The organism is Epibacterium sp. ABZ3_068 (assembly GCF_056159265.1).
Genome location: NZ_JBSWUV010000001.1, coordinates 302,628 through 315,984 on the forward strand (window position 1 = coordinate 302,628; position 13,357 = coordinate 315,984).

At 58.1% G+C, this 13,357-nt stretch carries 14 protein-coding genes; 6 read left to right on the forward strand and 8 right to left on the reverse strand.

Annotated elements, in window-relative coordinates; all coding sequences use genetic code 11:
* The first annotated feature begins 12 nt into the window (after positions 1-12).
* Positions 13-423, forward strand: a complete 411-nt coding sequence (locus ACXAEW_RS01510; protein WP_474939621.1) for a VOC family protein — start codon at positions 13-15, stop codon at positions 421-423.
* Complete coding sequence (locus ACXAEW_RS01515; protein WP_474939622.1) at positions 420-1,346, forward strand: 2-hydroxyacid dehydrogenase; 927 nt, start codon at positions 420-422, stop codon at positions 1,344-1,346. Before ACXAEW_RS01510 ends, ACXAEW_RS01515 begins: the two co-directional genes overlap by 4 nt.
* Positions 1,347-1,433: 87 nt before the next feature.
* On the opposite strand, the gene ACXAEW_RS01520 is transcribed toward ACXAEW_RS01515, so the two are convergent.
* The 5 genes from ACXAEW_RS01520 to ACXAEW_RS01540 all read right to left on the reverse strand — a co-directional run bounded on the left by ACXAEW_RS01520 (position 1,434) and on the right by ACXAEW_RS01540 (position 7,348).
* Complete coding sequence (locus ACXAEW_RS01520) at positions 1,434-3,452, reverse strand: M3 family metallopeptidase (protein ID WP_474939623.1); 2,019 nt, start codon at positions 3,450-3,452, stop codon at positions 1,434-1,436.
* A gap of 166 nt (positions 3,453-3,618) precedes the next feature.
* Positions 3,619-4,671 (reverse strand): HesA/MoeB/ThiF family protein, encoded by a 1,053-nt coding sequence (locus ACXAEW_RS01525; protein ID WP_474939624.1) that lies wholly within the window; start codon positions 4,669-4,671, stop codon positions 3,619-3,621.
* Positions 4,671-5,141, reverse strand: coding sequence for a dUTP diphosphatase (gene dut, locus ACXAEW_RS01530; RefSeq protein ID WP_474939625.1), 471 nt, complete (start codon positions 5,139-5,141; stop codon positions 4,671-4,673). The genes ACXAEW_RS01525 and dut overlap by 1 nt, the downstream gene beginning before the upstream one ends.
* Positions 5,142-5,152: 11 nt before the next feature.
* Complete coding sequence (gene coaBC, locus ACXAEW_RS01535) at positions 5,153-6,355, reverse strand: bifunctional phosphopantothenoylcysteine decarboxylase/phosphopantothenate--cysteine ligase CoaBC (protein WP_474942979.1); 1,203 nt, start codon at positions 6,353-6,355, stop codon at positions 5,153-5,155.
* 114 nt (positions 6,356-6,469) lie between these two features.
* Positions 6,470-7,348: an RNA polymerase factor sigma-32 gene (locus tag ACXAEW_RS01540; protein WP_474939626.1), complete on the reverse strand. Its 879-nt coding sequence runs from the start codon at positions 7,346-7,348 to the stop codon at positions 6,470-6,472.
* A 116-nt stretch (positions 7,349-7,464) separates the two neighbouring features.
* Here ACXAEW_RS01540 and cobU point away from each other — a divergent pair, with 116 nt between their 5' ends.
* The 4 genes from cobU (at position 7,465) to ACXAEW_RS01560 (ending at position 11,088) form a co-directional block, all read left to right on the forward strand.
* On the forward strand, positions 7,465-8,118 hold the full coding sequence (cobU, locus tag ACXAEW_RS01545) for a bifunctional adenosylcobinamide kinase/adenosylcobinamide-phosphate guanylyltransferase (RefSeq protein WP_474939627.1): 654 nt from the start codon (positions 7,465-7,467) through the stop codon (positions 8,116-8,118).
* On the forward strand, positions 8,115-8,693 hold the full coding sequence (locus tag ACXAEW_RS01550) for a histidine phosphatase family protein (protein ID WP_474939628.1): 579 nt from the start codon (positions 8,115-8,117) through the stop codon (positions 8,691-8,693). Before cobU ends, ACXAEW_RS01550 begins: the two co-directional genes overlap by 4 nt.
* A gap of 80 nt (positions 8,694-8,773) precedes the next feature.
* Positions 8,774-9,451 carry a glutathione S-transferase gene (locus ACXAEW_RS01555; RefSeq protein ID WP_474939629.1) on the forward strand — a complete coding sequence of 226 codons (678 nt, stop codon included), beginning with the start codon at positions 8,774-8,776 and terminating at the stop codon, positions 9,449-9,451.
* Positions 9,452-9,579: 128 nt separating this feature from the next.
* Complete coding sequence (locus ACXAEW_RS01560; protein ID WP_474939630.1) at positions 9,580-11,088, forward strand: YifB family Mg chelatase-like AAA ATPase; 1,509 nt, start codon at positions 9,580-9,582, stop codon at positions 11,086-11,088.
* 6 nt (positions 11,089-11,094) lie between these two features.
* Here ACXAEW_RS01560 and gshB read toward each other — a convergent pair whose 3' ends face one another.
* From gshB to rsmI, 3 genes are all read right to left on the reverse strand, one after another.
* Positions 11,095-12,027, reverse strand: coding sequence for a glutathione synthase (gene gshB / locus ACXAEW_RS01565; RefSeq protein ID WP_474939631.1), 933 nt, complete (start codon positions 12,025-12,027; stop codon positions 11,095-11,097).
* Positions 12,028-12,090: 63 nt separating this feature from the next.
* Positions 12,091-12,468 carry a YraN family protein gene (locus ACXAEW_RS01570; protein WP_474939632.1) on the reverse strand — a complete coding sequence of 126 codons (378 nt, stop codon included), beginning with the start codon at positions 12,466-12,468 and terminating at the stop codon, positions 12,091-12,093.
* Between the two features lies 1 nt (position 12,469).
* A complete protein-coding gene (rsmI, locus tag ACXAEW_RS01575; RefSeq protein ID WP_474939633.1) occupies positions 12,470-13,330 on the reverse strand; it encodes a 16S rRNA (cytidine(1402)-2'-O)-methyltransferase in 861 nt (286 codons plus the stop codon).
* Between the last annotated feature and the right edge of the window lie 27 nt (positions 13,331-13,357).

Consider the following 13,357-nt stretch of genomic DNA (forward strand, 5'->3'; position numbering starts at 1 on the left):
AATTTCTGCCTTATGAGCATCTTTCACCTCGCCTATCATGTGGACGATCTGGACGCGGCCCGCGCGTTTTATGGTCAAACCCTTGGCTGTACCGAGGGGCGAAGCACCGATACATGGGTGGATTTCAACTTCTTCGGTCACCAGATCTCGCTGCATCTGGGACCCGTTTTTGCAACTGCCAACACAGGCCAGGTTGGCGAACATCTGGTTCCGATGCCACATCTGGGCGTGATCCTGTCGCAGGACGAGTGGCCGGAACTGGCAGATCGTCTGCGCACAGAAGCCATTGAGTTCACCATTCCCCCGACCACCCGGTTTGCCGGTGAACCGGGCGAACAAAGCACGATGTTTTTTCACGACCCCGCAGGCAACCCGATCGAAATCAAGGGCTTCCGCAATATGGCAGGAGTATTTGCCACATGATCACCGTCGAATTTGCCGCTGGGAGCACCCGTTGGGACGCCTATCAAGACCCGCTGCAACACGCCTTCACAGAAAAAGGGCTCAAAGTTGATCTTCGCATGGGCCACGCGCCCGAGGACGTGGACTACATCATCTATGCGCCGGGATCTGAGTTACAGGATTTCACCCCCTACACAAAGGCCAAAGCGGTCCTGAACCTCTGGGCTGGTGTTGAGCGTATCATAGGGAACAAAACCCTGACGAAGCCGCTGTGCCGGATGGTGGATCCCGGTCTGACGACAGCGATGGTCGAATGGGTCTGCGGCCATACGTTGCGCTATCACCTGGAAATCGACCGTTACCTTGCCGCGCAGAACCGATGGGATCCATATGTGCCACCCTTGGCCTGTGACCGCCCGGTGGCGGTTCTTGGACTTGGCGAATTGGGGCAGGCCTGCGCCAAAGGGCTGGCCGGGCTGGGTTTTCCTGTCAGCGGCTGGTCCCGGACAGCGCGTGATGTGGAGAATGTAACCTGCCACCACGGGGATGAGGGGCTCCAATCCGCGTTGCGCACGGCTGAAATTCTGGTCCTGCTGCTGCCGGATACGCCCGCGACCCAGAACCTGTTAAATGCTGAAACCCTGTCGTGGCTGCCAAAAGGCGCACGGATACTCAATCCCGGACGTGGGCCACTGATCGACGATGATGCGCTGCTCTCTGCGCTGGACAGCGGTCAGATTGGCCACGCCACATTGGACGTGTTTCGCGTGGAACCACTGCCCCAGGGTCATCCCTATTGGACCCATCCCAATGTTACGGTAACGCCGCATATTGCCGCCGAAACCCGCGCCAGCACGGCCTCACAGGTGGTGGCGGAAAACATCCGCCGGGGCGAGGCCGGTGAGGAACTCCTTTATCGTGTAGACCGCTCGGCCGGGTATTAAAATACGGGGGCCAAAACGCCCCCGCTCTTTCATCTTTTTCTAAATACTTAAAAACGCTGCTACGCGTGGGCCGCTTGCCAAAACCGCCTACTTTGCGGCAAGCCCCCGTCCCTTTAAGAGCGCGTCGACACCAGGCAAACGCCCGCGGAAGCTGGTATAAAGCGCCTTGGGATCCACAGAACCTCCGGTAGAAAGGATATGCTCTTCCAGCGCTTTGGCGCGATCAGGGTCAAATGCGCTGCCAGCCTCTTCAAAGGCTGCAAATGCATCGGCGTCCATCACCTCGGACCACATGTAGCTGTAATAGCCGGAACTGTAGCCATCGCCCGAAAATACATGAGCGAAATGCGGTGTTGCGTGGCGCATGATGATGGCAGAAGGCATGCCGATCTCGGCCAGAACCTCGGCCTGTTTCGCCATGGGGTCTTGTGGCGCGGGGCCGTCATGAAAGGCAAGATCCACCAGTGCCGAGGCCACATATTCCACGGTCTGAAAACCCATGTCATAGGTTGCCGCCCCCAAAACCCGCCGCAGCAGATCCTCTGGCATGGCTTCGCCCGTCTCCGCATGCGTCGCAAAGTTTTGCAGAACTTCGGGAACAGACAACCAATGTTCGTAGAGCTGGCTGGGCAGTTCGACAAAGTCCCGCGCAACAGAGGTCCCGGAAATACTTTCATAGGTCACATTGGACAGCATCTGATGCAGCGCATGGCCAAATTCATGAAAGAGTGTACGTGCATCGTCCCAGCTCAACAGTGCCGGTTCCCCTTTGGCAAAGTTGCAGACATTGATCACAATCGGAGACTGGACCTCGGGGAATTTTGCTTGGCTGCGCATCGCTGAACACCACGCCCCCGACCGTTTGGAACCCCGCGCAAAATAGTCCCCAATAAAGACCGCTACATGCTCTCCATTGCGGGTTACCTCCCAGGCGCGGCAGTCCGGGTGATAAAGCTGCACCTCATCCAACGGTGCAAACTCCAGGCCAAACAGGCGGTTTGCGCAGTCAAACGACGCTTCGATCATCCGGTCCAGCTGCAAATAGGGTTTCAGCTCTGCCTCATCCAGATCATGATCAACGGCGCGACGCTTTTCAGAATAATACCGCCAGTCCCAGGGCTCCAACGGACCGTTGATACCATCGGCTTGCATCATCTCTGTCAGAATTTTGGCATCCGCATCGGCCTGTGCCTTTGCCGGGGTCCAGACCTCCATCAGCAAGCTGCGCACCGCCTCCGGCGTTTGCGCCATTTCTGTCTCCAGCTTGTAGTGTGCGAAGTTCTTATACCCCAGCAGCTTGGCCCGTTCTTCCCGTAAAGCCAAGATCTCTGCCGCGATGGCGCGGTTGTCCGTTTTGCCTCCGTTTGCTCCTCGGGCAGCCCAGGCCTCAAATGCGATTTTTCGCAGATCACGCCGAGGGGAGAATTGCAGGAACGGGGTAATGATAGACCGCGCCAGAGTGACCACCGGACCTTTGGTCCCCTTCTCCTGGCCTGCGGCGCGCGCGGCAGAGATCACAAACTCTGGCAACCCTTCCAGATCATCTTCGGTGAGTTCCATAAACCAGTCACGCTCATCCGCCAGCAAGTTCTGGGTGAAGCTGGTGCCCAAGGTGGCAAGGCGCGATTTGATCTCTTGCATGCGCGCATCTTCTGCCCCCTCCAGCGCCGCGCCACCGCGCACAAACCCACGGTGCGTGAGCATCAGAACGCGGGCCTGTTCGTCAGTCAGGTCAAGGCTTTCGCGTTGGTCCCAGACCGATTTCACCCGCTCATAAAGCGCCTTGTTTGCCGTAATTGCTGAAAAATGCGCCGCAAGCTTCGGTGAAAACTCACGCTGTAGCGCTTCGCGTGCCGGATTGCTGTCCGCACCAGACACCGAGAAAAAGACAGATAGAACCTGCTCCAGGGGGATGCAGGGCGTCTCCAGCGCTTCTACGACATTGGCGAAATCTGGGGCGTCCGGGTTCTGAGCAATCGCGTCAATCTGGGCGTTGTGAGCGTTCAGCGCAACATCAAGAGCGGGGGCAAAATCATCGTCCGAAACTTCTGCAAAGGGTGCAAGGCCAAAAGGGGTGGACCAGCTGGCCAAAAGCGGGTTCGTCATGAGCAAATCTCCTTTGTTCATGAGGCTAACGAGATGGCTGAGCGGGTGCAATGCGCGTTGGTGAAGAGGCGTAAAAGCAAATGCTCCCGCCCGTCTCGGAAGTGTCCTCACGGACACGCCCTCCCCCGTTGGGCATGGCCGCGCTGACGCGCGGCCGGGCACTGTTTCAGGCGGCGCCTTTGCCACCGCAGCAGGGGCAATCCGGTCTTGGCTTCACGACGATACGCCGCGTTTCCGCGTAAAGCGCATCATAGATCAGCAGAGCCCCACGCAGAGGTTCGCCGGCCCCCGTTATTTCTTTTAGAGCCTCAACCGCCATCATTGCGCCGACAACACCGGGCAGCGGACCGATCACGCCCGCCTCAGCGCAGGCCGGCGCAAGACCCGGTGCCGGGGCTTTGGGGAAAACACATTGATAACACGGGCCACCCGCGGCTGGGTAATACAGTGACACCTGCCCTTCCCATTGAGTCAACGCCCCTGAAATCAAAGGCTTGCCAAGCTCCACCGCAACCCGGTTGGCCAGATAACGGGTGTCAAAATTATCGGTACCATCCAGGATCAGATCATAGTCTGCAAAAAGATCAGCCGCGATCTCCTGATCCAACCGCCGGTGGTAGGGCTTTACCAGGACAAAGGGGTTTTGCGCTTCCATTGCCGATTGGGCGGAAAAAACCTTGGGGGTTCCGATCGCCGCATCCGTGTGAATGACCTGTCGTTGAAGATTGGCGTTTTCCACCAGATCATCATCAATCACCCCAATCGTTCCCACCCCTGCGGCCGCCAGATACTGAAGGGCCGGCGCGCCAAGGCCACCTGCGCCGATCACCAGCACCTTGGCCGCCTTCAGCTTCTTTTGACCTGCGCCTCCGACTTCGCGCAACACAATGTGGCGGGCGTATCGGTTCAATTCCGTCGCGCCGAAAGTGCCCTTTTTGTCAGCTGTTCCGCTCATTGTATTGCTCTTTGCCCGTTCTTTCAGACGCCCGACCCCATAGGCGTAGAGGTAAATCAGTACGCCAACAGCCCCTGCGATAATCCACGGCAAAACCGAGCCGCCAAGGTTCACGCGCAAAGGCGCTTCGGCTGGTAAGGTCAGCTGGATCACCAAAATCGCGCCGTAAAGAAGCAGTAACAAAACACGCCGCAGGGCACCGCTCATGCCCATGAACCCACCGCCCCACCAGATCAGCGCAACCAGGATCAGGACAGAGATCATCAGGACCGCCCCGTGGACCCAAATCCGCCTTCACCGCGTTTTGTCTGGCTCAAGCTGTCCGTGACCTGGAACCGGGCTTGCACCACGGGAGACAGGATCATCTGCGCAATGCGGTCGCCATGGGTGATGGTAAAGGCCTCTTGCCCGGCGTTCATCACAATCACGCCCAGAGGGCCGCGATAATCACTGTCGATCGTGCCAGGAGCGTTGGGCAGCGTCATCCCGTGTTTCAGGGCCAGTCCGGACCGCGGACGGATCTGGATCTCATAACCTTCGGGAATTTCAAGGCGCAAGCCCGTTGGCACCAGGGCACGTTCTCCCGGCGCCAAGGTCACAGCATCTCGCCCCGGAAAATTGGCGCGCAGATCTGCCCCTGCCGCACCCGCGGTTTCATAGGACGGCAGCGAAATATCCCTGTCGGCGTTGTCCTCATAAGTGACTTTGACCGGGATGGCGGGGCTTAATGTCATCGGTCTTTCCTTCAGCTCTTATGTGTCAGGGCGTCAGCAATGCGGTCAGCCAGGCGCTCTGCAACGGCGGTCTTGTTCATGCGAGGCCAGCTCTCGGCCCCTGCATCAGTGATCAGCACAACGGCGTTTTCCGACCCGCCCATGATCCCGGTTTCAGGTGAGACGTCATTGGCAACAATCCAATCACAGCCCTTGCGAAGCCGTTTGGCGGTTGCATTTTCAACAACATCATTGGTTTCGGCGGCAAACCCGACAACCAAGGTCGGCCGACCGTCTTCCATCCGGGACACACCACGCAGAATGTCGGGATTCTCCGCAAACTCAAGCGCGGGCATCCCGTCTTTTGACTTTTTCAGTTTTCGGTCGGATGCCGAAGCCACACGCCAATCGGCCACCGCAGCGGCAAAGACCCCGGCATCAGCAGGAAGCGCCGCCTGCACTGCGGCTTCCATTTCAAGCGCGCTCTCCACAGGCACCACTTCCACGCCTGCGGGGGGCCAAACCGCTGCCGGGCCTGTGATAAATACCACCTCCGCTCCCAGCGCGGTCAGAGCACGGGCCACCGCTGTCCCCTGCGCACCGGAAGACCGATTGGCGATGTAACGAACCGGGTCAATCGGTTCATGTGTCGGCCCCGAGGTCACAAGGATCCGTTTGCCCTTTAGTGGCCCGTCCGAAAGCAGGGAGGTCATCGCGGCCAGGATCGCTTCCGGCTCAGCCAGACGTCCGGGACCAAATTCTCCGCAGGCCATCCCGCCCTCGTCCGGGCCAACAAAGGACACACCGTCCGCACCAAGCTGTTTGATGTTACGCTGCGTCGCCGGATGGTCCCACATCCGCACATTCATCGCCGGGGCCGCCAATACAGGGGTATCCGTTGCCAGCAACAGTGTAGACGCCAGATCATTGGCATGGCCATTTGCCATCTTGGCCAGAAGGTCCGCAGTGGCTGGGGCCACCACAACCAGATCGGCACTGCGGGAAAATTCAATATGGCCCATCTCGGACTCGGAGGTCAGATCAAAAAGATCCTGATGCACCTGCGCACCGGCAAGCGCTGAAACAGAGAGAGGTGTCACAAATTCTGCGCCTGCCCGGGTCAAAACAGGTGTCACGGACGCCCCCTGATCCTGCGCACGCCGGATCAGTTCCAGTGCTTTATAGGCCGCAATGCCACCCCCGATAATCAGAAGGATCCGTTTGCCTGTCAGCATTCCCATAGCCCCTTGTTGCGCAACGGTTTCGACCTTACCGCCCGGACAGGCGAGAGGGAAACGCTTTTGCACAAAAAGCGCAAGGTGCCATCGCCGGCCAACACTGCCTGGGCGTCACGCCAGAAGGTCTTCGACTTCCCGCGACTGGGATTGCAGTTTTTTGCGCATTTTGACAAAGGCCCCGGCTTCCAGCTGGCGCACGCGCTCTTTGGACAACCCCAGCTCTTTTCCTAGGCTTTCCAATGTCCGGGCCGGTTCGTGGAGTTTGCGCGCCCGGATAATCAAACGTTCACGCTCACTCAGATCCATCATTGCTGTGGTCAACCATTTGCGCAGTTGGCGCCGATCCAGTGTGTCCTGCACCAATTCCGCGGCCTGCACCCCTTCATCTTCCAGCGCATCAATCCACTCTCGGCCTTCCTCATCCGCCGACTGCACCGCATTAAGAGAGAAATCAGCCCCCGCCAAACGTCCGTCCATCATCTGAACGTCACGAAGGGGAACCCCGATTTCTGCGGCAATTTTTTCGTGCAGTTGATGTTTGTCCAGGCTGTTGCCATCTGCAAACGCATCCCGCTCCAGCTGGGCTTGTATACGGCGCATGTTGAAAAACAAGGACTTTTGCGAAGACGTCGACCCGGTGCGGACCATCGACCAGTTGCGCATTACATATTCCTGGATCGAAGCCTTGATCCACCAAATCGCATAAGTGGAAAAGCGCACCCCGCGATCAGGATCGAACTTATCTGCGGCCTTCATCAGGCCCAGACCGGCTTCCTGGATCAGGTCGTTCATCGGCGCGCCATAGCGTTTGAATTTTGCTGCCATGGATATCGCCAAGCGCATATAGGCATTTATCAAACGATGAAGCGATTCAACGTCACGCTCATCACGCCACGCATAGGCCAATTTCAATTCTGTTTCTGCATCCAACAATTCCGCTTTCATCGCCTTTTTTGGCAGCGGATTGGGACTGGAGTCATCAAGTGCCATGTCTTTTCCTCCGAAATCAGATAAAGCGAATACGCCCTGTGGGGAGGTTTGGATTAGTTTTTGTATGACCCGATATTTGGCAGCACATCCGCGATGCAACTGCCGAGCGATCTTCAGTGTATTCACAGCACCCGGGCTTTAGCCGTGAACCTGGCCTTCGGGGTGCGTTGCGCGGTGGCGGGCTTGTCTTTGACGGGCCTTGCGGATACCCACTGGAACATCCTTTTCGTAACCTCAGGGTACTAAAATTGTCCGGTTCTGTCACACTCATTCTTGGCGGAGCGGCCTCTGGCAAATCACGATTTGCCGAAAACTTTTGTACAAGCTCCGGAAAACAAAAAGTTTATTGGGCCACTTCACAAATTTTCGATGACGAGATGCAGGCAAAGGTTTCACGCCACATCGACCAGCGCGGCCCCAATTGGACCACAGTCGAAGAAGCCTTCTCTGCGCGAACTGTCCTTTCAGGGCTCCGCGACGGCCAGATCTGCCTGATGGATTGCGCCACGATGTGGCTCACGAACCACCTGCTGGCGGATCACGATCTGGAAGAGTGCGCGGCGGAACTGTTTGCGGCAATCGACGATTGTGCTGGCGACCTTGTCATTGTCAGCAACGAAACCGGCATGGGCATTGTTCCTGAAAATGCCCTCGCCCGCCGTTTTCGCGAAGCACAAGGGCGGCTGAACATCGCCCTGGCTGCGCGCGCGGATCGCGTTGTTCTGGTGGCTGCCGGCCTCCCCCTCACATTGAAAGGTCTGCCTGAGTGACCCGTTTCTTTCTGCTGCGCCATGGTCCGACACATGCAAAATCCATGGTTGGCTGGTCCGACCTGCCCGCCGATCTGAGCGATACAGCGGCTTTGGCACGTATCCACGACTATGTTCCGGCTGACGCGCTGGTGGTGAGCTCTGACCTCAGTCGGGCGGTTGAAACAGCACATGCGGTTCAAGGGACACGGCAACGTCTGTCCCACGACCAGCGTTTGCGGGAAATGCACTTTGGCGCATGGGAGCTGCGCACCTGGGCCGAACTGGAGGCCGAAACCCCAGACCATATCCGCGCATTCTGGGAAACGCCGGGCGATGTTTGCGCCCCGGATGGAGAAAGCTGGAACGATCTATGTGCTCGTGTTGACAGTGTTTTCGACGACTTGGCACTTCAATATGCCGGACAGAACCTCTTGGTTGTCGGGCATTTCGGCCAGATTCTGAGCCAGGTCCAGCGGTCTGATCGTCTGACCGCCACAGAAGCCATGTCCCACCGGATCGACAATCTATCGGTAACCGAGATTACCCATGACAAAAGTGGCTGGAGCCTTCGTGCGATAAATCAAAATTTGTGATGCAAGGTCACAAAATATAATATTTGATAATGCATCTCTTTTGCATATCCTGCCTGACAGTATTATCAAAAGGGACAATCATGTACGAGCTTTTTATTGGTGATCGCCTGTTTTCCAGCTGGTCGATGCGAGGGTGGTTGATGCTGCGCAAGTTCGACCTGCCACACAACGTCCAAATGATCGGGCTGTATGCTGGCACGATGTCGGCGGATATGGCGCCTCTGGCTCCGGCCAAATTGGTTCCGACATTGCGTACAGCTGATGGCACTGTGATTGGCGAAAGCCTTGCCATGGCTGAAACCCTCGCCGAGGAGAACCCTAATGCGGGCCTGTGGCCCAAAGATGCCGCAGCACGGGCCACCGCGCGTTGGCTGTGTGCGGAGATGGTCAGCGGGTTTTCGTCCCTGCGCGGCGAGTGTGCCATGCAGCTGCGTCATGTCTGGCAAGGCTTTCCCGTGTCCGAGGCGGTACAAAAAGACCTGATCCGGATCGCGGAGCTCTGGGCCAATGCGCGTAAGTTCTCGGACGGTCAGGGTCCGGGGCTTTTTGGCAGCTATTCCTTGGCGGATGTCTTTTACACCCCTGTAGCGGCCCGGATTATCGGATATGGGCTACCAGTTTCCGATGAGGACCGCGCCTATTGTCTGGCCCTTTTGTCGGATCCTGTCGTTCAGGAATGGCGCACTGAGGCATTAAAAACCACCTATGATCCGATGCCCTATGATCTGGACCTGCCCCATAGCGATTGGCCGGTCTAAGATTGGTCAGTTCGGGACCGGTTGGCTTGGGTCCGGCTGGCATGGCGGATTTAACGAACGCCTGACGGGCCGATTAACGAGCTGTAAACCATGATTGACAAGCCTGTTTCCCAGCCAGGGAGACAGGTATGGTTGCACGTTGCTACACGGTTGCTTTCCAAGGGGTCGAGGCCCGCTTGGTTGAGGTTCAATGCGCCGTCGCGCCGGGGTTACCTGCCTTCAATCTTGTCGGGCTGCCCGACAAAGCCGTCAGCGAAGCCCGCGAACGGGTGCGCGCGGCCTTTTCAAACATGTCGATTGCACTGCCGTCAAAACGGATCACCCTGAACCTTTCACCGGCCGACCTTCCAAAGGAAGGCAGCCACTTTGACCTGCCCATAGCACTGGCCCTGCTTGCTGCAATCGAAATCATCCCCTCGGACATGGCGGCCGAGACGGTTGCATTGGGTGAGCTGTCTCTGGACGGCCAGTTGATGCCCGTCCTTGGGGCTTTGCCCGCTGCCCTCACCGCTGCCGAAGAAAACCGCACGCTGTTATGTCCCAAGGCCTCAAGTGCGGAAGCCGCCTGGGTGGATGCGGCCCAGGTGATTGGCGCCTCCACCCTGATGGATGTGGTCCGCCATTTTACAGGCCAGATGGTGTTGCCACCTGCCACTGCCGGAGAGGTCACGCGCGACACGGCTCACAAGGACCTGCGCGATGTCAAAGGTCAGGAACGCGCCAAACGCGCGCTGGAAATCGCAGCTGCCGGTCGCCATCACATGCTGATGATTGGCCCGCCGGGATCGGGAAAATCCATGCTGGCTGCGCGGCTCCCCTCTCTGCTGCCCGCCTTGACCGCGCGGGAAGCGCTGGAAACCTCGATGATTCAGTCGCTTTGTGGCTTGTTGGATGAAGGGGGCATCAGTCGTACACGCCCCTTCCGAGAGCCCCACCACACCGCATCCATGGCCGCAATTGTGGGCGGCGGGCGGCGGGCATACCCCGGTGAAATTAGCCTGGCTCATCACGGGGTTCTGTTTCTGGACGAGCTACCGGAATTTAGCCGCACCGTACTGGAGACCCTGCGCCAGCCTTTGGAAACCGGGGAAGTCATGGTGGCGCGCGCGAACGCTCATGTGAAATACCCATGTAAGTTCATGCTGTTGGCGGCCGCCAACCCTTGCAAATGTGGCCACCTGTCCGATCCCGCACGCGCCTGCGGCCGGGCTCCGGTCTGTGGGCAGGACTACCTTGGACGTATTTCAGGCCCGTTGATAGATCGCTTCGATCTGCGCGTGGATGTCCCACCGGTGGCTTTTCATGACCTGGACATCCCCCCGCCACAGGAGGGGTCCGCCGAAGTTGCGCCCCGCGTTGCCATGGCACGAGAGATCCAGGAGGCGCGATATGCGCTTTATGAGGGAATGGATCTGAATTCTGATGCCGAAGGTGAGGTTCTGGAGAACGTCGCACGCCCCTGTGATGACGGGCGCGAACTCCTGAAGCGGGCGGCGGAACGCTTTGGCCTGACTGCACGAGGCTATCACCGGGTTTTGCGTGTGGCGCGTACGATTGCAGATCTGGACGCCTCGGATCGGGTGGAACACGCCCATGTGGCCGAGGCGATCAGCTATCGCCTCAACCCGGTTTCCTGATGTGCCTCAGAGTTTGGCTTCAATCGCCTGCCAGACTTTTTCAGCGATATTCACGCCGTCAAAACGCTCAAGTTCTTGAATGCCCGTCGGCGACGTCACGTTGATCTCGGTCAGGTAATCGCCAATCACGTCGATCCCCACAAAGATCTGGCCTTTTTCACGTAACAACGGCCCAATGGCAGCGCAGATTTCCAGATCGCGTTCCGTCAGACCGATTTTTTCAGGCCGTCCGCCCACATGCATATTGGAGCGCGTTTCCCCAACGGCTGGCACACGGTTGATCGCCCCGACAGGTTCACCATCCACCAGGATCACCCGTTTGTCACCGTTGGAGACATCCGGCAGGAATTTCTGCACGATCAACGGCTCACGACTGAAACCGGTGAACAGCTCGTAGAGCGAGGAAAGATTGCGATCATTCTGATCAAGCCGGAATACACCAGCACCGCCGTTGCCATACAAAGGCTTCAAAATGATGTCGCCGTGTTTTTCCTTGAACGCTTTGATGGTGTCCAGATCACGGGCAATGGTGGTTGGCGGGGTTAGCTCCGGAAAATCCAGAACCAGCAGCTTTTCCGGATAATTACGTACCCAGAACGGGTCATTCACCACCAGGGCCTGCCCTTTGAGCCGGTCCAGCAAATGGGTAGAGGTGATGTAATGCATATCGAACGGCGGATCCTGGCGCAGCCAGATCACGTCGAAATCGGCCAGATCAACCTCTCGCATCTCGCCTAGAACTGCGGGGGCATCCGCGACACGCTGCACCTTCATGTCGTGACCACGGGCCGTGATGCGCCCTTCCTGAAATGCGAGATGGTCCGGAGCATAGTAAAACAGCTCATGCCCGCGGGCCTGGGCTTCCTCGGCCAGACGGAAGCTGCTGTCAGCGTTAATGTCGACCCCAAGGATCGGATCCATTTGGAAGGCGATTTTCATGGCAATGGTTCCCTGTCGTGTTGCTGACCTAAATGGCGTACCGATTTGTTTTGTTCAATGGGGTCATCCCAAACCAAAGGCATTTTCAAGGATCTCAATCCGACCCTGCCCGTCCACCAAAGCCGCGTCAAAACGCATTTCGCATCCCGACAATTCCGGGAATTGCGCCAGAAACTCTTCGGCTGCTCGGTAAATTCGCATCTGTTGCGCAGCAGACAGATGCTGTGCGGCGCTGGCGTGTGTCTTGCTGTATTTGACTTCGACGAACACAAGCTGTGCATCTGTGCGCAGGATCAGATCAATCTCTCCGGATTGTCCGCGCCAGCGGTCTGCCACTGATGTATACCCATGTGCTTCATACTGACGCCGCACCGCGTCTTCGGCGGAGGCTCCCGACAGAAACGCGCGTTCTCCGCCAAGCTGTCGGGGTGTTTTACGCATCTCAATCCGCGTCCTTGGCCAGTTTCAACGCCAACTGGTACACTTTGCGGCGCGGCAGATCATGGGTCTTTGACACAAGATCGGCGGCGTCCTTGACCGAATTCTCCTTGAGAGCGGCCCGCAGGTCGCTTTCCAGATCGTCGGCGCTGACCTCAACCTCTCCTGCGCGCTCCACCAGCAAGACGATTTCCCCCTTTACGGGTTTGTCGGCGAGACTGGCCGCAAGTTCAGATAACGGCAGACGCCGGACCTCTTCGAACTTCTTTGTCAATTCACGACACAGCGCTGCCGGACGGTTGCCAAGCACCTCCGCCATATCCTGAACCGAGGCTTGCACCCGTTTTGGCGACTCGTAAAACACCAGGGTTCCTGGAACCTGTTTCACCTCCTCAAGCCGTTTGCGCCGGGCCCCGGTGGCGTTTGGCAGGAAGCCGGCAAAGAAAAACGCGTCTGTGGGCAGCCCGGCAAGTGTCAGAGCCGTCACCGCGGCGCAGGCTCCGGGCGCACAGGTCACCAAATATCCGGCCTCGGCTGCGGCTCGGCTCAGATCATATCCCGGATCGGCGATTAATGGCATGCCCGCCTCGGATGCATAGGCCACCGACTGCCCTGCTGCGATGGCCTCCATCAAACGGGCGCGCGTGCCTGCCCCGCTGTGATCATGATATGCAACCACATTGCGATCCCCAAGGGGGACACCATGTATTTCCAAGAGCTTGCGCAGGCTTCGGGTGTCTTCGGCGGCGATCACATCAGCCGAAGCCAACACGTCCAACGCCCGCAAAGTGATGTCGCGTGCGGTCCCGATAGGTGTGGCAACAAAATACAGTCCCGCCTGCAATCGGACATTCTGGTGATTCAACTCTGGACCCGCCTATTCGGTTGTTTA